Source organism: Finegoldia magna (genome assembly GCF_003182075.1).
Taxonomy (GTDB): Bacteria; Bacillota; Clostridia; order Tissierellales; family Peptoniphilaceae; genus Finegoldia; species Finegoldia magna.
Genome location: NZ_QGTH01000020.1, coordinates 1 through 20,548, shown reverse-complemented (window position 1 = coordinate 20,548; position 20,548 = coordinate 1). Strand labels below are relative to the sequence as shown.

General features: G+C 35.5%; 22 protein-coding genes and 1 pseudogene. 14 read left to right on the top strand and 9 right to left on the bottom strand.

The annotated features are described in order from the left end of the window. Positions 1-41 precede the first annotated feature (41 nt). On the bottom strand, positions 42-218 hold the full coding sequence (locus tag DES33_RS07910) for a hypothetical protein (protein ID WP_227930590.1): 177 nt from the start codon (positions 216-218) through the stop codon (positions 42-44). A gap of 201 nt (positions 219-419) precedes the next feature. On the opposite strand from DES33_RS07910, the gene DES33_RS07905 reads away from it, so the two are divergent. Continuing rightward, the gene (locus DES33_RS07905; protein ID WP_110058624.1) at positions 420-1,451 is read left to right on the top strand and encodes a PDDEXK nuclease domain-containing protein; all 1,032 of its coding nucleotides are present in this window, start codon (positions 420-422) and stop codon (positions 1,449-1,451) included. Positions 1,452-1,963: 512 nt separating this feature from the next. On the opposite strand, the gene thiH is transcribed toward DES33_RS07905, so the two are convergent. The 4 genes from thiH to thiS are packed head-to-tail and all read right to left on the bottom strand — an operon-like array spanning position 1,964 to position 4,675. After that, complete coding sequence (gene thiH / locus DES33_RS07900) at positions 1,964-3,118, bottom strand: 2-iminoacetate synthase ThiH (RefSeq protein WP_110058623.1); 1,155 nt, start codon at positions 3,116-3,118, stop codon at positions 1,964-1,966. Between the two features lie 7 nt (positions 3,119-3,125). Then, positions 3,126-3,890 (bottom strand): thiazole synthase, encoded by a 765-nt coding sequence (locus tag DES33_RS07895; RefSeq protein WP_110058622.1) that lies wholly within the window; start codon positions 3,888-3,890, stop codon positions 3,126-3,128. After that, positions 3,880-4,476 carry a sulfur carrier protein ThiS adenylyltransferase ThiF gene (gene thiF, locus DES33_RS07890; RefSeq protein ID WP_110058621.1) on the bottom strand — a complete coding sequence of 199 codons (597 nt, stop codon included), beginning with the start codon at positions 4,474-4,476 and terminating at the stop codon, positions 3,880-3,882. The genes DES33_RS07895 and thiF overlap by 11 nt, the downstream gene beginning before the upstream one ends. 1 nt (position 4,477) lies before the next feature. Then, positions 4,478-4,675, bottom strand: a complete 198-nt coding sequence (gene thiS / locus DES33_RS07885; RefSeq protein ID WP_110058620.1) for a sulfur carrier protein ThiS — start codon at positions 4,673-4,675, stop codon at positions 4,478-4,480. Between the two features lie 220 nt (positions 4,676-4,895). Between thiS and DES33_RS07880 the strand changes: the two genes are divergently transcribed. From DES33_RS07880 to DES33_RS07855, 6 genes are all read left to right on the top strand, one after another. Beyond that, positions 4,896-5,507, top strand: coding sequence for a glutathione S-transferase family protein (locus DES33_RS07880; RefSeq protein WP_110058619.1), 612 nt, complete (start codon positions 4,896-4,898; stop codon positions 5,505-5,507). 96 nt (positions 5,508-5,603) lie between these two features. Then, positions 5,604-6,305 carry a DUF5714 domain-containing protein gene (locus DES33_RS07875; RefSeq protein WP_110058618.1) on the top strand — a complete coding sequence of 234 codons (702 nt, stop codon included), beginning with the start codon at positions 5,604-5,606 and terminating at the stop codon, positions 6,303-6,305. A 16-nt stretch (positions 6,306-6,321) separates the two neighbouring features. Then, complete coding sequence (locus DES33_RS07870; RefSeq protein ID WP_110058617.1) at positions 6,322-7,842, top strand: YifB family Mg chelatase-like AAA ATPase; 1,521 nt, start codon at positions 6,322-6,324, stop codon at positions 7,840-7,842. Between the two features lie 3 nt (positions 7,843-7,845). Continuing rightward, complete coding sequence (locus DES33_RS07865) at positions 7,846-9,468, top strand: AlbA family DNA-binding domain-containing protein (protein ID WP_110058616.1); 1,623 nt, start codon at positions 7,846-7,848, stop codon at positions 9,466-9,468. Between the two features lie 249 nt (positions 9,469-9,717). Further along, positions 9,718-11,817 carry a phospholipase D family protein gene (locus tag DES33_RS07860; protein WP_110058615.1) on the top strand — a complete coding sequence of 700 codons (2,100 nt, stop codon included), beginning with the start codon at positions 9,718-9,720 and terminating at the stop codon, positions 11,815-11,817. A gap of 5 nt (positions 11,818-11,822) precedes the next feature. Beyond that, positions 11,823-12,410 carry a resolvase gene (locus tag DES33_RS07855; protein ID WP_227930589.1) on the top strand — a complete coding sequence of 196 codons (588 nt, stop codon included), beginning with the start codon at positions 11,823-11,825 and terminating at the stop codon, positions 12,408-12,410. A 101-nt stretch (positions 12,411-12,511) separates the two neighbouring features. Here DES33_RS07855 and DES33_RS07850 read toward each other — a convergent pair whose 3' ends face one another. Then, positions 12,512-12,730, bottom strand: coding sequence for a hypothetical protein (locus DES33_RS07850; protein WP_249033627.1), 219 nt, complete (start codon positions 12,728-12,730; stop codon positions 12,512-12,514). Positions 12,731-12,840: 110 nt separating this feature from the next. Here DES33_RS07850 and DES33_RS09970 point away from each other — a divergent pair. The 6 genes and pseudogenes from DES33_RS09970 to DES33_RS09965 all read left to right on the top strand — a co-directional run. Further along, positions 12,841-13,134 (top strand): annotated as a pseudogene (locus tag DES33_RS09970) (redox-sensing transcriptional repressor Rex); the annotation flags it as partial. A gap of 152 nt (positions 13,135-13,286) precedes the next feature. Beyond that, positions 13,287-13,601, top strand: a complete 315-nt coding sequence (locus tag DES33_RS07840) for an ArsR/SmtB family transcription factor (RefSeq protein ID WP_110058613.1) — start codon at positions 13,287-13,289, stop codon at positions 13,599-13,601. A 19-nt stretch (positions 13,602-13,620) separates the two neighbouring features. Then, positions 13,621-13,986 (top strand): arsenite efflux transporter metallochaperone ArsD, encoded by a 366-nt coding sequence (gene arsD / locus DES33_RS07835; RefSeq protein ID WP_110058612.1) that lies wholly within the window; start codon positions 13,621-13,623, stop codon positions 13,984-13,986. Between the two features lie 18 nt (positions 13,987-14,004). After that, positions 14,005-15,756, top strand: coding sequence for an arsenical pump-driving ATPase (gene arsA, locus DES33_RS07830; RefSeq protein WP_110058611.1), 1,752 nt, complete (start codon positions 14,005-14,007; stop codon positions 15,754-15,756). A gap of 30 nt (positions 15,757-15,786) precedes the next feature. Further along, the gene (gene arsB, locus DES33_RS07825; protein WP_110058610.1) at positions 15,787-16,845 is read left to right on the top strand and encodes an ACR3 family arsenite efflux transporter; all 1,059 of its coding nucleotides are present in this window, start codon (positions 15,787-15,789) and stop codon (positions 16,843-16,845) included. A gap of 177 nt (positions 16,846-17,022) precedes the next feature. Beyond that, positions 17,023-17,226 (top strand): DEAD/DEAH box helicase family protein, encoded by a 204-nt coding sequence (locus DES33_RS09965; protein WP_408583243.1) that lies wholly within the window; start codon positions 17,023-17,025, stop codon positions 17,224-17,226. A 225-nt stretch (positions 17,227-17,451) separates the two neighbouring features. Here the strand turns inward: DES33_RS09965 and DES33_RS07815 are convergent, their stop codons facing one another. The 3 genes from DES33_RS07815 to DES33_RS07805 form a co-directional block, all read right to left on the bottom strand. Beyond that, a complete protein-coding gene (locus DES33_RS07815) occupies positions 17,452-18,417 on the bottom strand; it encodes a 3-hydroxyacyl-CoA dehydrogenase family protein (protein ID WP_110058609.1) in 966 nt (321 codons plus the stop codon). 110 nt (positions 18,418-18,527) lie between these two features. Next, positions 18,528-19,583 (bottom strand): DUF2871 domain-containing protein, encoded by a 1,056-nt coding sequence (locus tag DES33_RS07810; RefSeq protein ID WP_110058608.1) that lies wholly within the window; start codon positions 19,581-19,583, stop codon positions 18,528-18,530. After that, the gene (locus DES33_RS07805; protein ID WP_110058607.1) at positions 19,570-20,148 is read right to left on the bottom strand and encodes a TetR/AcrR family transcriptional regulator; all 579 of its coding nucleotides are present in this window, start codon (positions 20,146-20,148) and stop codon (positions 19,570-19,572) included. Before DES33_RS07805 ends, DES33_RS07810 begins: the two co-directional genes overlap by 14 nt. A gap of 218 nt (positions 20,149-20,366) precedes the next feature. On the opposite strand from DES33_RS07805, the gene DES33_RS07800 reads away from it, so the two are divergent. Next, positions 20,367-20,548, top strand: a 182-nt coding sequence (locus tag DES33_RS07800; RefSeq protein WP_249033625.1) for a GTP-binding protein, incomplete at its 3' end; no start/stop codon positions are given.

The following is a 20,548-nucleotide window of genomic DNA, read 5'->3' as shown; positions in this document are numbered from 1 at the left end:
TCAAAAACCAGCGTTATTTTATAAAACGCTGGTTTTAAATTCTACACATCAATGTAGTCGCCATACACAGGATACAAGTTGTACTTCGTCAAATAACGTTCTACTTGGTCGACTATTCGTGTGTCGTTGATTAAGAATTGTTCGTCGACTTTATCTTTTTCATCATTACGTCTTCCAATTCCTGTGTCTACACTTGCAGAGATTTTGGTAGCTCCCATTAAGGTGACAAGTTACGAAATTCGTTGGATTCTCTGGTTGAGATTATGGTTTGCCAACAACATCATTAGATGATAAAAGGAGAAAAGAAAGAACTTATAGGCTAATAACAAGAGACGCAATCTTAGAAGTTGATATAAAAAATCATTTAACAATATTTATGATATAATTATAGCAATTAAGAGGTCAAAGAGGTGCTTTGTATGAATAACGAAAACAATATAGATAGAGTTCATGATGATGTTTTTAATAGTATAAAAACATTAATGGATAAGGCAAGAAATGAAGTTGCAAGAGAAGTCAATAATATTTTGGTGCAAACTTACTGGGAGATTGGACGTATCATTGTAGAAGATGAGCAAGGACATTCAGAAAGAGCAGAGTATGGGAGAGAATTGCTTAAAGATTTATCTAAGAGATTAACTAAAGAGTTTGGGCGAGGATTTTCAGTATCAAACTTGCAATTTATGAGGAGATTTTTTCAAGAATATGAAATTCAACAGACAGTGTCTGTTAAATTGACCTGGTCACATTATTGTGAACTTTTATCCATTAGCGATGAGAAAAAAAGAAGTTTTTATGAAAAAGAAAGTATCAACGCAAATTGGTCAGTAAGAGAACTTAAAAGACAAATTAAAACATCGCTTTTTGGAAGGTTGCTCTTATCATCAGGAGAAGAGAACAAAGAAAAAGTCCTAGACCTAGCCTTAAAGGGCAATGAAATAAATAAGGCATCTGACCTCGTAAAAGACCCTTATGTTTTTGAATTTTTAGGATTGCCAGAAGAAAAACCAATGATGGAAAGTGATTTGGAAAAAGCGCTTATAGACCATATCGAAAAATTCTTGCTTGAACTTGGTAAGGGTTTTATGTATGTAGGTAGCCAGCAAAGAGTAACCCTAGGCAACACTCATTATTATGTGGACATGGTATTTTACAATAAGATTTTAAGGTCTTATGTTTTAATCGAACTAAAAACGAGCAAGCTCATGCCAGAAGCAGTAGGTCAAATCAATATGTATCTCAATTATTATAAATCAGAAGTTAATGATGAGATGGACAATGAACCGATAGGAATAATATTGTGTACAGATAAGGACGGGGTGCAAGCAGAATACGCATTAGGAAACTTATCAAATAAAATATTCGCATCAAAATACACCCTATATATCCCAAATAGAAAAGAGCTTGAAGAACAAGTTGAAAAAGTAATAGAAAAGTACAAGGAAAAATAAAATATAAATTGGAGAAGTAGAGAAAAAATCTACTTCTTTTTTATTGCAAGGAAGATTAAAATGGAAATAAACAAATGATATTAATGTCAATAAATAGATTGAACTTATAAGTTTGAGAATGATGTAATTTCATATAGGTATTAAACGATTTCGTTCAGTTTTTTGTCATTATTTGCATTTTTCACTTGGTATCAGTTTTTTGCTTCTCTTATGTTGCTTTCCATTCTTTTTTACACATTTGCTTATTGACCCACTTTATAGTATAATTTTTATAAGTTAAAGGGAAGAGAGGCTATAAAAATCTCAATTCCAGTAATTCATTAATCAAGCTTAGAATTACGGCTATTAATCCAATAATGGCAGTTATTAGATTAATTATATTGTCGTTTTTTAAGCTTGATTTTTTATTACTTTTTTTATGCTTATGCATTCAACTGGTTTGAGAATGATGTAATTTCATATAGATATAAAAAAAAGCCCACCAATGTGGGCTTATGATAAGATATAAAATTTTATACATCAATATAGTCGCTATACACAGGATACAAATTGTACTTTGCCAAGTCGCGTTCTACTTGGTCGACTGTTCTTGTGTCGTTGATCAAAAATTGTTCGTCGCCTTTATCTTTTTCATCGTTACGTCTTCCTATTCCTGTGTCCACGCTTGCGGAGATTTTGGTAGCTCCCATCAACAACGACAAGTTACGAAACTCGTTAGATTCTCTGGTTGAGATTGTGATTTGCGCGAATGGCAAGAAGATTCTGGTTGCGATTATAAATTGCATCAATTTTGTCTCAGGAACTTCTTTTATGTTCAAATCTTCTTCGTTTTTTGTTGGTCTGATTCGTGGAAATGATATGCTGATTTCTGCGTGTGGGTATTTTTTTTGCAGTAAATTTGCGTGCATTCCCAAACAAAAACAGTCTTCAATTCCATCGGAAAGTCCGAACAATGCCCCGAATCCTACGCCTCGAATTCCTCCCATAATTGCGCGTTCTTGTGTGTCCAATCGATAAGGAAAGCAAGATTTGTGTCCTGTTGGGTGATAGAATTTGTAATTTGTGGGGTTGTATGTTTCTTGGAAAGCTGTGACGAAATCGCAACCTGCTTCGTGAAGTTTCTTGTAATCTTCGACATTTGTAGGATACACTTCAACTCCAACTACACGGAAATATTTCTTAGCCAATTTTACTGCGTCACATATATAATCTACCGAGGAGTATTTTTGCGATTCTCCTGTTAGAATCAAAACGTCTTCGATTTTTTCGCGTCTCATTTGTTTCATTTCAGATTCTATTTCATCCATGGTAAGTTTCGCACGGACGATATCTGATTTCGCTCTAAATCCACAGTACTTGCAGCTGTTTTCGCAGTAATTTGCGATGTAAAGAGGGCTGAACAAATACACGTTGTTTCCAAAATATTGTAGTCTTAGTTTTTGTGAGATTTCTCCCAATTCTTCTATAAAATCAATCGCAGCATCACTCAACATATTGTAATAATCAAAATGGTCCAATGCTTCGTTGTTTTTTATTTTACCCAAAGTTCTTCTGACATCATTAGCCGTTACATTTACAGATTTTACCTCAGATAATTTTTCGGAAATTTTATCGTAAATGTCCGAGTGAATGTCTTGCATATTGTTAAAATATTTGAATTCTTCCATTTGTCGCCTACTTAAAGAAATCTCTGAGTGGAGATGAAGGGTCAGCACCCGTTTCCAAAACTCTGCCCGGTTTTGCGATGTGAGCTAGTCTTCCTGCTTTGATTGCTAGTGCGAAAGCTTCTGCCATTTTGTTGATGTCGCCACTTGTAGCGATGGCTGTGTTCGCCATGATTGCACTTGCGCCCATTTCCATAGATTCACACGCTTGTGATGGTTTGCCGATTCCTGCATCAACAATCACTGGCAAATCAATTTCGTTGATGATGATTTGGATGAAATCTCTCGTTGCAAGTCCCTTGTTGGATCCAATCGGAGAACCCAATGGCATGATGCAACTTGCACCAGCTTCTTTCAAATCTCTAGCGAAGTTCAAATCTGGATACATGTATGGCATAACGACGAAACCTTCGTCAGCCAAAACTTTCGTAGCTTTCAACGTTTCTACGTTGTCTGGTAGCAAATATTTGCTGTCACGCATAATTTCTATTTTCACGAAATTGCCGCAGCCCATTTCTCGCGCAAGTCTTGCAATTCTAATAGCTTCGTCTGCGTTTCTCGCTCCAGAAGTGTTCGGAATTATCGTCACATTTTCTGGGATAAAGTTCAAAATATTTTTAGTATCGTCTGTATTTGCACGTCTAAGTGCCACAGTAATCATCTCACAGCCTGCAGATTCCACGCAAGCTTTAATAAGGTTGGGATCGTATTTTCCAGATCCAAGTATAAATCTTGAGTCAAAAGATTTGCCACCCAAAATCAATTTATCTTCCATTATTTTCCTCCAATAACCAATTAAGTGCGATTATAGCTTGTGCGCTTGCCGCCATCATCACGTTTGGATAGTACAAGCCGATGTCTGTTTTCGTTTCGAAATCCCCACAAACTACAATGTTGTTCATTTTTTTAATTTTCATATCTAATTTTTTCACGCCGCCAATTCCAGACACCGATATTAGCTTCTTGTCGGTTGCGATAAAATGTTCCAGCACCAATGATTTTGCGTACTCATCATCCAACGCTTCCAGTACGATATCGTAGCCTTCGGTCAAACTATCCACGTTTTTTGAGTCGATTTTGATATTTTCACAAGTTATATTTGCAAATGGCAAGAACTCATCGCAAATTTCTTTGAACGCATCGACCTTGAATTTTCCGACATCTGTTGGCCTGTAAATTTGTCTGTTCAAATTTGAATATTCGACTGTGTCGTAGTCTACTATTTTGATGGTGCCAATGCCTGATTTTGCGAGCATGAAGCACAAATTTGTCCCCAAACCTCCACAGCCAAGGATTAGAATTTTGGAATTTCTGAAAATATCTGTGTGTTCGGGAAGTTGTCTTTTGAAATAATCTTGCATTTTAACCTCCTCCAACAAATGAAAACACCTCGATTTCATCATTATCTGTCAAGATAAAATTATCGTAGTCGATTTTTTTGACGAGGTTTTTGTTCACTTCGCAAACCGTCAACTCCACATTGAAGTTCAAATCTTCAAGAACTTTTCTCAAAGAAGAATTTTCTTCGAATGGATATTTGACAGAATTTACAGTAATCATATTTCACCCCCTAAAAAAAATAACACGAAGGAAACCTACACCCGCGGTGGTGTACCCCTTCGTGTTAAACACTCTGTGATTATTATAGCACATTAATTTGAATTTTCAAAAATTTATCCGAGAAATTTGTCACATAAATTTTCAAATTTGCCCAATCAATTTGATTATTAAAAAAGAATAAAGGGTATACAATTTACAGCAAAACAAAAGGAGGAATGTTATGAAATTATATTACGCACCAGGCACATGCGCTGTTGCTTGTTGGATTGCTTTGGAATGGGCAGGCGCAGATTACGAGGTAGAAAAGGTACAACTTGGAACAGATGAATACAGAAAAATCAATCCGTTGGGAGCAGTTCCAGCACTAGACATTGGAGAAGGTATTGTGAGAAGCGAATTGGCTGCAATTCTTCGCTACATTTTGAACAAATACCCTGAAAAAGATTTGGGAGCAGATGAATCTCCTGAAGATAAGTTCCAATTTGATGAAATAATGGCTTTTATGACTGGAGATTTTCATCCAGCATTTGAAGCGTTGTTCGTACCAGCTGGCTTGACAACATCAACTGACGAAGCAGAGATTGATAAAATCAAACAAAAATCATTTGAAACTATAGACAAAATGATGACTCATTTGGACCGTTTGATTGGTGATGGCGATCACGTTTACAAAAATAAGAAAACAGTGTTGGATGCTTACGTTTATATTCTTACTCGTTGGAGCGAAATGACTCCAAAATCTTGGAAAGAATATCCAAATATCAAGAGAGTTTCGGAAGCTTTTGAAAAGGACGAAGTTGTACAAGAAATCGTGAAAAAATCTCAAGAATAAAAATATTGTATCGGTGTAGATTTATCTGCACCGTTTTTTTATTTAAACATATTATAGTGATATAATATAGATAATAAATTATAAGGGGTTGTGAATATGAATGATGAATGTCTGTTGTGTGGGAAACCGTTAGAATATTTGGACGAATCGCTGGAAATGGAGTGTGCAATCTGTCACAAAAAAGAACTCAGCAATACGAGATGTGTCGATGGTCACTTCGTGTGTAACGATTGTCACACAGATGGAATGGATGTGATTTGGGGGATTTGTAAGAATTCTACATCGAAAAATCCAATCGAAATTATGAATCAAATGATGGACGAATCTTTTTGTCACATGCACGGCCCAGAACATCGCATTATGGTCGGCGCGGCGCTTTTGACAGCGTTCAAAAATGCTGGCGGAGATATTAATTTGAACAAAAGTTTGAAGGAAATGAGAACTCGTGGCAAACAAGTTCCTGGTGGGACTTGTGGTTTTTGGGGAGCTTGTGGAGCTGGAATTAGCGCAGGGATTTTTATGTCAATTGTCACGGGCTCATCTCCACTTGCAAAGAATACTTGGGGAATGGCGAACAAAATGACTTCCAAAGCTTTGGAATCTATAGGAGAAGTCGGCGGGCCTCGTTGTTGCAAGAGAGATTCCTACATATCAATATTAGATGCAATACAATTTGCCAATGAAAACTTGGGAGTTGAGATGGAATCTAGTGACATTGTGTGTAAATGGTCCAAGCATAACAACCAATGTATAGGATTGCGTTGTCCATTTTTCGATAGAAATCACATTAATAATTAGGTAACAAGGAGAAATTATGTATTCGAAAGTAAACACGTGTTGTTTGGAAGGGTTGAACGGGTATGTCGTGGAATGCGAATGTGACCTTGCGAATGGTCTGCGTTCGTTTAACATTGTAGGTCTTCCCGACACTTCTATAAAAGAATCCAAGGAAAGAGTGCGCTCTGCGATTGAAAATACTGGAATCAGATTTCCTGTAAAACGTATCACGATTAATTTGGCACCTGCAAATTTGAGAAAAGAAGGTTCGCAATTAGACCTTGCGATTGCGATGGCTATTTTGCAATCAATGGGCGTTGTGGAAGATTTTTCAGAAAAATGGGCGTTCATCGGCGAACTATCATTGGACGGACGATTGAATCCGGTAAATGGGTCGTTGTGCATGGTGTTGTCACTGAAAGATTTGGGATACGAAAGAGTATACATACCAAAACAAAACGCACAAGAATGCAGTATGGTCAAAGGAATCGAGAAAGTTTGTGTGGGAAGCTTGGATGAAATCATCAGGATTTTGAATGGCGAACAAGAAACTAAAGTTCTGGATGATATTGACATCATGCAACAAGAAATACAATACGATGTTGATTTTTCGGATATAAAAGGACAGAAATTTCTAAAACGTGCAATGGAAATATCTGCTGCAGGATTTCACAATTTGTTGATGATTGGGCCACCAGGAAGCGGAAAAACAATGTCTGCAATGAGACTCAGCACGATTTTGCCTGACATGAGCTTCGATGAAATAATGGAAACTACGAAAATTTACTCCGTAGCAGGATTACTCGGAGAAAAAAACATCGTAACCACAAGACCATTTCGCTCGCCTCATCATACCGCAAGTCAAGTCAGCCTTATAGGTGGCGGCAGAGTTCCAAAACCAGGAGAAATCAGCCTCGCTCACAATGGAGCATTGTTCTTGGACGAACTTCCAGAATTTTCCAAATCGACAATAGAAGTGTTGCGCCAACCACTCGAAACGAAAAACATAACTATAACAAGAGTCAACGCATCCTTGTCATATCCTGCAAATTTCCTATTCGTTGCAGGAATGAACCCGTGTCCTTGCGGCTACTTCGGAGACCCAAACCACGAATGCACTTGTTCACAAAATCAAATCGCAAACTATCTCAACAAAGTCAGCCGACCTATACTTGATCGAATTGATATCCATGTCGAAGTTTCGCCAGTAAAATTAGACGAACTCACAACAGATGAAAAGTGCGACACATCAGAACAAATCAAAAAACGCGTTGAAGCAGCACGAGAAATCCAAAAACAACGCTTCGAAAAAGAAAACATCACAACCAACGCACAAATGAACACCCGACAAATTAGAAAATACTGCAAATTAAACGATGAGCTAAACTCCATCATACAGTTGGCATTCGATAAATACAAATTCTCCGCCCGATCATTCGATAAAATCCTCAAAATATCACGCACAATCGCAGACCTAGACGGAAAAGAAAACATCGAATCCAAGCATCTAATGGAAGCCATCAGGTATAGGACAGTGGATCAGAAATACTGGGGGTAGGGTATGAATGACAAGCTAAAATTAGAATCTTTCCTTGGTGAAACGAATCTTTACGATAAAAAAGAAAAGTTAGAAAAAAATAAACCGAAATCATGGTTAAAATCTGTATCTGCATTTGCAAATTCAAAAGGTGGCAAACTATTATTTGGTGTCAAGGAAGACAACACAATTGTAGGGCTAGAAGATTTTCAAAAAGATTCTGAATTTATAAGTGAAACTATTAAAACAAAAGTAGATCCAATCCCTGAGTTTGACATGGAATTCAAGCAAATTAATGATAGAATTATTTTGATTTTAGATATCTACCAAGGGAAAAATACTCCATATTTTGTAATTGATAGTGGTACTAGGACAGCATTTAAAAGGGTAGGGAATCAAAGTGTAGTTGCTACAAGAATAGATTTATTGAATTTATCATTAAAAGCGGAGCATGTAAGTTTTGATTCGTTGGAATTTAATAAAACAATAGATGATGTTACTTTTAAGGAATTGGAAATAGAATACAAAAATAGGACATCCAAAACTTTTGAAACTAAAGATTTGATATCATTTGGACTTATTAATGAAAATGGACATTTAACAATTGCAGGTGCACTTTTTGCCGACGGATATCAGGTATATCAATCCAGAGTTTTCTGCACAAGATGGAATGGACTAACAAAAGCAAACGGCAGAATTGATGCATTAGACGATCAAGAATTCGAAGGCAATATTATATATCTATTAAAAGCATCTTTGGATTTTGTCAAAAGAAACTCGAAGAAAATGTGGGAAAAAGGACCAATATACAGAATAGAATACCCTGAATATCCTGAAAGAGCTGTTCAAGAAGCAATAGTTAATGCATTAATTCACAGAGATTATTCAGTAGTTGGAAGTGAAGTACACATAGACATATATGATGATAGATTAGAAATAGTTTCACCGGGAGGAATGGCGGATTTAACATTCATTCAAGATGTAAACCCACTAAATGTTTCGTCTGTCAGAAGAAATCCAATACTAGCAGATTTATTTGCTAGAATGGATTTGATGGAAAGACGTGGTTCGGGTCTTAGGAAAATTATAGAATCTTATGAATCAGAAGAAAACTATACGAATGAAATGACTCCTGAATTCATATCTACAGAAACTAAATTTACCATAATATTGAAAAATTTAAATTACTTTGTGCAAAATGATGCACAAGGTGATACAAATGCACAGGGCGATGCACACAAAATGACACCAAAAGAAAGACGTCAAGAAATGATAAAAATACTTGAAGAAAACCCAGAGATATCAACATTGGAACTATCAAAAATATTCTCGGTTTCAAGAAGTACAATAAGCAGAGACCTGAAAAAGTTGCAACGTGTTGCACAGGGCGATGCACAAGACAATGCACAAAAAGATGCACATGCACAAGGAGATGTACAGAAAAATACACCAGAAAAAAGACGTCAAAAAATAATAAAAATACTCGAAGAAAACCCAGAGATATCAACATTGGAACTATCAAAAATATTCTCGGTTTCAAGAAGTACAATAAGCAGAGACTTGAAAAAGTTGCAACGTGTTGCACAGGGCGATGCACAAGACAATGCACAAAAAGATGCACATGCACAAAATGATACCCAAAAATGATACCCAAAATGATACCCAAAAACTGTGACCTATTGACAATATAGCAAACGTGATTAAGCACATACAACAAAAATAAAATAGAAATTTAATAAACACAAAAATCTTCCGAACTTTTATTGGTTTGCCAATAATAATGTCGGAGGATTTTTTTAACGAAATAGTCTAAAAATGGTTGATTAATATTAGAATATGGGTATAATTAGTCTAACAATAGTCGTGTTTTTTTAGACTAATAAATTGGAGGCATTTATGAATCAATTAGACATATTTGATACTGGCACAAAAATTGAAAAGCTGAGAATTCTTGATGGTAGCGGTAAAAAAGCTGAAGAAGGTACGAAGCACAAGATATATCATGTTGAGCTGAAAAACATCAGCTATAAAGATGTGGAGGAGCTGTTTTTCGGATTCAATGAAATCAGGGCTATTACTTTTTCTTATGACATCAAATTTGTAAATAAAATTATGAAGATGTTTGATTATGGAGAAATTATCCTTGGAGGAAGGTTTATGACTAGAAGAGACAGCGAACTTCATGAGCTTACATCAGAAGCTTATTTACTTGCAGAAAACATGCGATTGTCAGAAATGGCAGCTGATGCTGTGAGATCAGAAAAAGATTTGGTACAAATGATGAGAGAAGGATCTTTGTTAATAAAATCTCCAAAGTATGTTATAGATCACAGAAAAATCTACCTTCTTAAATCAAATGATGGACAAACAAGAGTAATCAAAGGCTCTGCAAATATGACAAGAAGAGCTTGGTCGGGCGATCAGCTGGAAGCTTATGAGGTGGATGACACTTTTGAGGCATACGAAGCTTATGCACAAGATTTTGAAACAGCTTGGAGGCTATCAGATGATATACCAGAAGATGTGGTAGCATCGAAAAAGACCGATAATCCAGAAAAAGATATTCCTATAATCAAAAAAGCACTGAAAACACAAAAAACCATCGTCTTAGAACAACCCCAAAATAGTGGTGAAGTTTACGAAAAAATCAAATACACGATCGATGCAGACAAGATTATGGAGAAGAACAAAGAACTTGTACGAAATATAAATACGAACTCGAAAAATGGATACATTGAAATACTGCCGAATATTATAAATAAAATCAGCGTCAACGCAAAAAGACTAAAAAGAAAAAGGATAGATGTCAAAGAAATAGAAAAAGATTATCCGAAATTAACCTTCAACTTCGACACAAAAGAAGCTTTTTTGGGTGAAGAATCACTAGACCTAAATCCCGAAAAAGAAGATGTAAAAAATGATATCGACTTATTATTTGAAGCTTTTGATAATTACAAGAAAGATTTCGTTGGAGATGTGGACAAAGTTAGAGATTCCCACTACAAGCTTTTAAATATTTTGTTTTCTTCACCGTTTCACGCAAAAATAAGATGTATAGCTGACATAAAAAACATCCCGACATCAAGCCTACCATTATATACATTATTGGCATCCAAAGGTTCCAACACAGGTAAAAGTTTTATGACAGAATTTATTCTAGAATTAATGACCAATAAACAGCTAAAAGCATTCTCTGTTAAAACAGCGCCAACAAAAGACATTGATGCCATGCTCGAGATTTACAAGGGAGTTCCGATTTTTATTGATGAAATAGACGGGCCTTATTACGCAAGACTTAAAGAAAAAATCAAAAATAGTCACCAATGCGAAATCATCCAAAGAGAAGAACAACCATTGATTATATTTGCAAGTAATAGCGTGAGTGACCCAGAAGAACCGGAACGAAAGAGAATGCCGTTTTTGAGATATAATGCTGGACTTAGAACTGACATAGACCCACTGTCCTACGATGGAATTAGTAAGAATATGAAAGTCAAAGCGACCAACTCCTTATACAAAGAATATCTTAGAAGGATGATTACAGAAGTGGACAAGCTTATCGACTACATGATTAAATCACATGATATCGCCGATGATTACTATCCTGACATGATGCAAATCTCATCAAAAACTTTAGTAAATATATTCAAAGAATTTGGCTACGAACTTCCAGATTATGTAAGAGAACTCAATTGGAATGATGATTTTTCATATCATGCAAAATACATCTCCAAAGATGCCATAGAAGGAATTAAGAAACTATGGGAAAATGAACCCAAATGCTTTATAATTAAAACAAATGTTATAATGATAACATCAGGAACTGACAAAGGCTCTAGGAAAATACTCGAAAGCTGGGCAAATTCTCTTCCTGTTGAATTTGAAGCAAAATATTCAGATAAGAAGGATATGTCCCAAATTACAGTGAACAGATTGGAACTTGAACAAGCATTGGGTTTTAGATTCAATAAGTTGGTCAAGCTTTTTAGGAGGTAGTAGAGGTGGTATTGTACATTTACACAAAAACAACAGAAGATATTTCTATTTTTGAAGACATCATGCAAATTATTCACAAAAAAGATTCAGACATATGTGTAAGTGTCGAACACATGAGAAGCTTTCAGGAATTAGAAAAGATAAAAAACGAGTTGACCAATGACGATATTTTAATTATCGGAAGCTTAAAATCCCTCGGAATAAACGAAAGAGACATCGCCAATTCTCTGAAATATTTTATTGAAAATGGGAAATGTCTGGTTGTTTCTAATATAGAATCCACCTATAAATACGGCGTATCTCAGCCGATGAATAAAGCTATTCTAAGCACAATATTAGACTCTGTTCTCTTAAACAACAAAAACATTATCGAGCTTCCTAGAAATAGGAAAAACAACTCAGGAAGAAATAAAATTGATTTTCCAAATAATTGGGAAGAATTGTATGAGAATTGGGAAAATAATAAAATTTCTTCAAAGGAATTCTTGGATAAATCTGGCCTAAAAAAAGCCACGTTTTATAATATGATTACTGAATACAAAGAAATCCTGAAAGCTAATGAAGCTTTTGTAAAAAAATATAGATTAGGATAGGATGACAATGACACGATAATTGAGACGATAGTTAGGAAAAAACAATCAATAACCAACCAAAAAATCTCCCGAAACACTCGGGAGATTTTCACATTATATCATTAAATTTTATAATCTTTGTGAAGTCTTAGTATTTCGACAAGCATTCCGTCACGATATTTTGCGAGCGACTCGTGAGTGTTGCCAATCTCAGCGGGTCTGTTTTTGATTGCTTCGTGAACTCCGTCGACTGTTTTCTTCTTAATATCGTCTGTGAAATTCGTGGAATGTTGCACACGAACAAAATGATGTACAAAAATGATATCCAAAATGATACCCAAAAACGACGACCTCTTGACAATTGAGAAACGCCTTTTAGTAAAGAATAAAATTTTAAAAATATTTATTTGGCATAAATGGAGAAAAATATGGCTAATTTGATAAATCAGAGAGCCTAGTGGGGACTAAGATTGATGACTTGAAAATTATGGATATATCTCATCTTACCGAGTTTCAAAAAAATCACAAGCCAGAAATTGCTATCTTGGCTGCGTCAGGAGAGCTAGCTCAACACCTATGTGACAGCCTTGTAGACAATGGCATAAAGGGTATTTGGAACTCTGATCCTATAAACCTTAAATTGACAGAAGAGATAGTCATTGAGGATGACCATCTTAATGAATCCCTATACACTTTAATCTACTATATAAATAACATACATGGCTATGATAAAAATAGTAACTAACAGCTAGGAATAATCTAGCTGTTTTTTCGTTGTAAAATAAAGAATATAGAAACATTGACAAACATCGATATGGGGTGTATAATAAACATGAAATCGAAATTTATCGATATCATTGAAGTTTATCGATATATCAAATAAAGAAAGGGGAAATTATGAAAAGATCATACGCAGAGTTTGCGCCTATATTCAAAGTTTTGTCTGATGAAACCAGGCTAAAAATAATTGATATGCTCTCATGTGGCGAGATTTGTGCCTGTGATATTTTAGAAGGTTTGAGTATTTCTCAATCAACCCTAAGCTATCACATGAAAAACTTAACGGACTCAGGACTTGTTAACGCAAGAAGGGATGGGGCATGGATGAGATATACTCTAAACCTTGAAAGAATAGGAGAGATTAAAGACTTCCTAGATTATATTACTGAAGATAAAGAAGACTGTATTTGTAAAAAATGTAAGGAAAAGTAAATGCTAAAGGAGTGTTAGTATGAAAAAAATGGTAATTTATGACCCAGCAATGTGTTGCTCAACAGGTGTATGTGGACCATCAGTAGACAAGAATTTATTAAGGGTATCCACAGCGATTAATAGGTTAAGTAAAAACAATGTAGAAGTAATAAGACACAACCTAAAAGATGAACCACAACTATACGCTGAAAATGATAAAGTAAGCAAGCTGTTAAATGAAGAAGGAGTCGATGTACTTCCTATAACAATGGTTGACGATGAAGTAGTCAAAACAAGAGAATACCCTACAAATGATGAATTTGTTGAATTTTTAGATATACCCAAAGAATATATAATGTCTGGTATAGCAATTCAAAAAATGAAAAAGAATAAAGGAAACAAATAGATAGGATAGGAGGTCAATGTGTATACAAGATTCAATCCAGAAAATATTAAGCTAAATAAGTATCTTTTCTTTACAGGCAAGGGTGGTGTAGGTAAAACTTCTATAGCTTCAAGTCTTGCTATAAACCTAGCAGACCAAGGTAAAAAAGTTATCCTTGTTAGTACAGACCCAGCATCAAACTTACAGGATATTTTTGAGACAGACTTAGACAATAAAATAAGAGATATAGATAAGGTAAAGAATTTAAAGCTAGCTAACTTTGAACCAGATAAAGCCCTAGAAGACTATAAGGAAAGCGTAGTTGGACCCCAAAGAGGAAAGCTTCCGGATGAGGTTATAGAAGCCATGGAAGAGCAGCTTTCGGGATCATGTACAACTGAAGTGGCAGCTTTTAAGGAGTTCACAAGCTTTATAGCTGATGAAGAGCTTGCAGCTGAATATGACCATATAATATTTGATACTGCTCCTACAGGACATACACTAAGAATGTTAGAACTACCTTCAGCGTGGACAAACTTTTTAGATAACAACAAGTATGGGGCATCTTGCCTAGGCCAGCTATCAGGGCTAGATGAAGAAAGAGGTATTTATAAAAAAGCTGTTGAAAACCTAGCTGACAGTGAGCTAACTAGCCTTATACTAGTTTCTAGACCTATAGAAACAGCCCTAAAGGAAGCGGCAAGGACATCAAATGAACTCCACGAAATTGGCGTAGACAACCAAATTCACATAATAAATGGTATGCTAGATTCCTATGATGATGATCTTTCAACAGCTATACACAATATGCAAAAAAGAGACTTGGAAGCAATGCCAGAAGGACTAAAAGACCTTGAAACTTTCTATATTCCACTTAAACCATACAACACATCTAGTATAGAAAATCTTAGAAAATTTTTCTCGGATGATATAGAAGAAAAAATGGAGTCTTCAGTTACAATAGACACTAGCAAGATATCAAGGCTAGAAGATGTTGTTGACGACCTATATAAGAACAATAAAAAAGTTATCCTTACTATGGGTAAGGGAGGAGTAGGGAAAACAACTATAGCAGCAGCTATTGCCCTAGCCCTTAATAAAAAAGGTCAAAAAGTTCATCTTGCAACAACAGACCCAGCCGATCATCTAAAATATATAATAAGCGAAAGAGATAATTTGACTATTTCCTATATAGATGAAGATAAGGAGCTTGAATCTTATAGAGAGGAAGTCCTAGGAAAGGCAAAGGAAGATGGGGCAAGTGAGGAAGACATTGATTATATCGAAGAAGATTTAAGAAGTCCATGTACCCAAGAAATTGCAGTTTTTCGTGCATTTGCTGATATAGTAGATAAGTCAGAAGATGAAATAGTAGTAATAGACACAGCCCCAACTGGTCATACAATTCTTCTTTTAGAATCAACAGAAAGCTATAATAGGGAAATTTCAAGAAGCCAGGGAGATGTACCTGAATCAGTAAAGAAACTACTTCCAAGGCTTAAGGACAAGGGTTATACAGAGGTTCTAATTATAGCCCTAGCAGAAGCAACTCCTTACTATGAAGCGAAAAGACTTAAGGAAGACCTAGATAGGGCAGAAATCTTTAATAAATGGTGGATTATCAACTCAAGCTACTTTGCAAGTGGCAGCCAAAACGAGATTTTAAAAGCTAGGGCCGATCAAGAAAAAGAGTGGATTAAAACAATAGATGAAACATCTCAATCTAACACAGCCCTTGTAGAGTGGATTCCAGAAGATTTAAAAGAAGACAATTTAAAAGACTTATTATAACAATAGGAAGATAAAAAAGAGGTGAAATTGATGAAAGAAACAAACGAAAAAATTAGTTTTTTTGAAAGATATTTAAGTATATGGGTTTTACTCTGCATGGCTGCAGGTATTTTGATTGCTAGATTTATGCCATCTGTTCAATCTTTCTTACAGTCATTGGAATTTAAGGGTCAAAACATAATATTAACAGTTTTAATGTGGCTTATGATATACCCTATGATGGTTAGAATAGACTTTAATTCACTAAAAAATGTAGGAAGACATCCCCAAGGTATAATTATTTCTACAATAGCAAGCTGGGGAATCAAACCATTTTTAATGTTTGGTCTATCTACACTTTTCTTCCATTATGTATTTAGCCAGTTAATACCCGCTAATCTTGCCAATGATTTTGTTATAGGAGCAGTTCTTTTAGGGACAGCCCCATGTACAGCCATGGTCTTTGTGTGGAGCAGTCTTACCAATGGAGACCCGGCGCAAACCCTTGTACAGATATCGGTAAATGACATCTTGATACTCTTCCTATTTGTACCACTTGTACAGCTTCTTTTAGGTTTAAAGGGTATAACTCTACCAATGGATGTTCTCATTATGTCATTAGTACTTTTTGTTGTAATTTCTTTAGTGGGCGGTTTTTTATCAAGATACTTTATAATAAAAAATAAGGGAAAAGATTACCTGGAAAATAACTTTATAAAAAAGTTTGACGGAGTAACTACCATAGGACTTCTTCTTACCCTCGTTATTATATTTACTTTCCAAGGTGATATGATAGTAAAACACCCACTTTATGTAGTTTTAATAGCAGTTCCACTAATACTTCAAAATGTGATTTCATTCTCTCTAACATATTTTGTAAGTAAATTAAGCAAACTACCTCATGAGATAGCAGCGCCAGCTTCTTTAATAGCAGCATCTGACTTTTTCGAACTTTCAGTGGCTGTAGGTATAGCCCTATTTGGTGTAGATTCTCCTGTTGTTCTTGCATCAACTGTAGGGGTTCTTACAGAAGTTCCCGTAATGCTACTTTTAGTAAGGATAGTTAATAATACAAAAAGCTCCTTCCCAAGCCTTGAAAGAGTTAAATAAAGTTAAGACATTAGAAAAAAGTGCGACTATAAAATGAACTGACCCTCAAAAGTTGGACTTTGTACCAGAGACATTTAGAAATAATGGATTTTTTAAAGATAAACACGTTGATGGTATAATAGGTATTTATGATTTATTATGTTACACACAGGGTGATGTGAGAAAAACCGTAGAACTATTATTGCCTATTTTAAGTGCATTGAAGTTCATACCAAGATTGTAGCGACAACTATTCAAAAATTTCTATACATTGTGGATGAGCTTAAGAACTTAAATAACAAAAGCTTTGCGGTTATTATTGATGAGGCACATTCTTCTACAGCTGGCAAGAATATGCAGGCTGTAACCCAATCATTAGCATTTTATGGTAATGAATTTTAAGATGAGGATGACTTCATCATCGATCAAATTAAAAAATCTGGTAAGCAGTCAAATGTTTCTATGTTTGCATTGACAGCTACACCAAAACCAACAACATTGAGAATGTTTGATAAACTTAATAAGTATGGAAACCATGAGGCTTTTCACCTATATTCAATGAAACAAGCTATTGAAGAAGTATTCAAAAATCTCCCAAAACACTCGGGAGATTTTCACATTATATCATTAAATTTTAAAATCTTTGTGAAGTCTTAGTATTTCGACAAGCATACCGTCACGATATTTTGCAAGTGATTCGTGAGTGTTGCCAATCTCAGCGGGTCTGTTTTTGATTGCTTCGTGAACTCCATCGACTGTTTTCTTCTTAATATCGTCTGTGAATTTCGTCCATGTAGCAGCATCTTCTAGCCAAGTTTCCATCGAAGGGCCGATATGGTCGAGTAAACCTTGAAGTCCGTGTTCACCGCCGCCTAGTTCAAATATTTGTCCAGGACCCATGATTGCCCATCTAATTGCAGGGCCAAATGTCAACGCAGTTTCGCAATCTTCCATGCTAACGACACCTTTATCCACCAAATCCATCATCTCACGCATAACCACAGCTTGAAGCCTGTTTGCGATAAAACCTGGAACTTCATTTCTGATGATGATAGGTTTCTTCCCCAATCTAGTGAATAATTCACGAAGATCGTTCGCAGTTTCTGGGTCTGATTTTTCTCCTTGTGAAATCTCAATCAGTGGAATCAAATGAGGTGGGTTGTAAGGGTGCGCTCCGAAAATTCTTTCGGGACGCTCAGCATCTTCTGCGATTTTAGTGACTAGTAGTCCCGATGTTGCTGAACACAAAACAGTGTCAGGTTTTGCGTATTTTTCAAAAACCTTCACGAATTCCTTCTTCACGTCGTAATTTTCTGGAATACACTCTTCCACAATATCTGCAAATTCAATCGCTTCTTGTTCGTTCGTAGTATATCTGATTCTTGATAAAATCGTTTCCTTATCCTCCGTAACGACCTTCTTCTCAATTAATTCGTCCACGTATTTTTCTATAATCTTCTTAGTTTTTGCTTCGCTTTCCAAACTTCTGTTGTAACTTTTAACATCCATCTTGCCCATCGCAAAAAGCAAAGTAAACGATGAACCAATCACGCCACCGCCAATTACACAGGCTTTTTCAAAATTCTTCGCCATAAAATCCTCCTTTTGTTAAATCAGATATTTGCAATAACTTTCAATACTTATATACCCAAACAAAGTCCACAAAACACAAAAAGAGTAGCTCACATAAGCTACTCCCATAATTACTCTGCTATTTTCAAATTATATAATTTCACAAACATCCACACAATTCCAACGCCTAGAATAATGTGACCGATGCCAGAAGTTCCATCGATTGCCGCACGAATAATCACATCCGTTTCCTCACGAACCACTTCGCAAATTCCAATCACAACCATATTTACAATTGTGAACGTAAGACCTGTAAGATAAATTTCATAAGGTTTCTTCAGTGATTTTACATCGTTCATATCCTTTGCCAATAAATACATCAACAAACTAACGACAAATCCAAGAACCAAAGTGTGAACGTGGATTTTGCCAAGATGAGTTACATCGCTAAAACCGTAGAATTTCGTGAATTCACGATAGAACACACCACCTATAAGTCCCATAATCAAAAGCGTAATAGAATTTGCAAACAAATTATTAACGCCAAATTCACTCACAAAATGTTTGAAACCAAACCACACAATCAAGAAATATGCCACAGTTTTAGGCATCATTAAAGCTCCAATTGCAGGAACTTTATCGCTGAATAAAACAACAGGAACGTAGAATAAGAATGACAACAAAATCAAAATCCACATATGCTTAAACGCAGGCACATCTTTCTTCTTGTATGACCACATAATCAACAGAATTCCCATAATCAAGAAAGGAATATTTCTATAAATTCCGAACATATAATTGCTATCACGACTTCCCCAATTATTTTGTGGCAACAACACAAGAATAATCCTCAAAGCCGCCAAACCATAAATAATCCATTTTTTAGAATTGTCAGTATCATTACTTTGATTGCGATAATAATGATAATAAAGTACATAGAAAATTGTCATTGTAATGCTAGTCACAAACTGACCCCATGATAAAGCGGATGCGTGAGCCTCAAAACCTCCTGGACTCAAATGAGAAATCACCCTTGGAAGTAAATGAAAACCATCACCAACTCCAAGCATAATCGCCATAACACCGAATAATTTTGCGCCCTTGTTTTTCTCCAACAATAATCTAACACCAAGAGCTACCAAAACTGACAAATAAATTACATCAAATAAACTCTCAAAAATCTTCATTTTTGATCCCTTCCTTTAACCAATTAATATGCAGACGATACTTTTGTAAAAAAATATCCCTAGACCAACCTTCCTTGAAATTTCTCTCAATCAAACTGTGAACAGTAGCCTTCATAAAACACACAAGCTCCAGCTTATTACCTCCCGTATCATTTTGAAAAATCTCATAATATTCCTTCTTCGTAGCTTTCCAACCATCTTCCAGCTCGCTATTCCAATACAAATACCTAAACTTGTACAGATTATACTCGCCATCTTCAAAAATCAGATCACATACCTCATCGCCAAACACATCCAACGCCTTCAACACATCGTTGTTATTTTGCCTTAGCACAGACATAAAAAGCAAATGGACATCCTTGGTTTCTTTATCCAAAATGTAGAAGTAGCTATCCTTTAAATCAGCAAAATATTGATAGAAACTTCCGCGTGCAATCGACAACCTATCCACAATGTTTTTTACATTGCAATCCTTGAACGGCTTCGAGGAAAACTCGTCTTTCAGAACCTTATCAATCAAATTTTTCTTATCTTCACTCAAATTATAAAAAGTTTGCTTCGGCATATAATCACCCCTCAAATAAAATGACACTCTGTCATAATTAAATTATATGTGACACAGTGTCATAGGTCAAGAGGAAAACATAAAAAATAGATTTTTAAATTTGAATTTTATTTTTGCTGAAATTTAAATCGAAAATTAAGACAATTTCCCCCAAAAAATGTAATTTGTTAACGTTTGTGATATAATAAAAATAACTAAAAATTTCCAGGAGGGAAGCAATGAGTAAAGCTAAATTTGAAAGAACAAAACCACATGTTAACATTGGTACAATAGGTCACGTTGACCACGGTAAAACAACTCTAACAGCAGCCGTAACACTTGTATTAAACAAGAGAATGGGCTCAGGAGAATTCGTAGACTACGCTAACATCGATAAAGCACCAGAAGAAAGAGAAAGAGG

Bases quoted from the DNA above. Each gene is read 5' to 3' on its own strand.
- DES33_RS07910 (WP_227930590.1), bottom strand. From the start codon at position 218: ATGGGAGCTACCAAAATCTCTGCAAGTGTAGACACAGGAATTGGAAGA.
- DES33_RS07905 (WP_110058624.1), top strand. From the start codon at position 420: ATGAATAACGAAAACAATATAGATAGAGTTCATGATGATGTTTTTAAT.
- thiH (WP_110058623.1), bottom strand. From the start codon at position 3,118: ATGGAAGAATTCAAATATTTTAACAATATGCAAGACATTCACTCGGAC.
- DES33_RS07895 (WP_110058622.1), bottom strand. From the start codon at position 3,890: ATGGAAGATAAATTGATTTTGGGTGGCAAATCTTTTGACTCAAGATTT.
- thiF (WP_110058621.1), bottom strand. From the start codon at position 4,476: ATGCAAGATTATTTCAAAAGACAACTTCCCGAACACACAGATATTTTC.
- thiS (WP_110058620.1), bottom strand. From the start codon at position 4,675: ATGATTACTGTAAATTCTGTCAAATATCCATTCGAAGAAAATTCTTCT.
- DES33_RS07880 (WP_110058619.1), top strand. From the start codon at position 4,896: ATGAAATTATATTACGCACCAGGCACATGCGCTGTTGCTTGTTGGATT.
- DES33_RS07875 (WP_110058618.1), top strand. From the start codon at position 5,604: ATGAATGATGAATGTCTGTTGTGTGGGAAACCGTTAGAATATTTGGAC.
- DES33_RS07870 (WP_110058617.1), top strand. From the start codon at position 6,322: ATGTATTCGAAAGTAAACACGTGTTGTTTGGAAGGGTTGAACGGGTAT.
- DES33_RS07865 (WP_110058616.1), top strand. From the start codon at position 7,846: ATGAATGACAAGCTAAAATTAGAATCTTTCCTTGGTGAAACGAATCTT.
- DES33_RS07860 (WP_110058615.1), top strand. From the start codon at position 9,718: ATGAATCAATTAGACATATTTGATACTGGCACAAAAATTGAAAAGCTG.
- DES33_RS07840 (WP_110058613.1), top strand. From the start codon at position 13,287: ATGAAAAGATCATACGCAGAGTTTGCGCCTATATTCAAAGTTTTGTCT.
- arsD (WP_110058612.1), top strand. From the start codon at position 13,621: ATGAAAAAAATGGTAATTTATGACCCAGCAATGTGTTGCTCAACAGGT.
- arsB (WP_110058610.1), top strand. From the start codon at position 15,787: ATGAAAGAAACAAACGAAAAAATTAGTTTTTTTGAAAGATATTTAAGT.
- DES33_RS07815 (WP_110058609.1), bottom strand. From the start codon at position 18,417: ATGGCGAAGAATTTTGAAAAAGCCTGTGTAATTGGCGGTGGCGTGATT.
- DES33_RS07810 (WP_110058608.1), bottom strand. From the start codon at position 19,583: ATGAAGATTTTTGAGAGTTTATTTGATGTAATTTATTTGTCAGTTTTG.
- DES33_RS07805 (WP_110058607.1), bottom strand. From the start codon at position 20,148: ATGCCGAAGCAAACTTTTTATAATTTGAGTGAAGATAAGAAAAATTTG.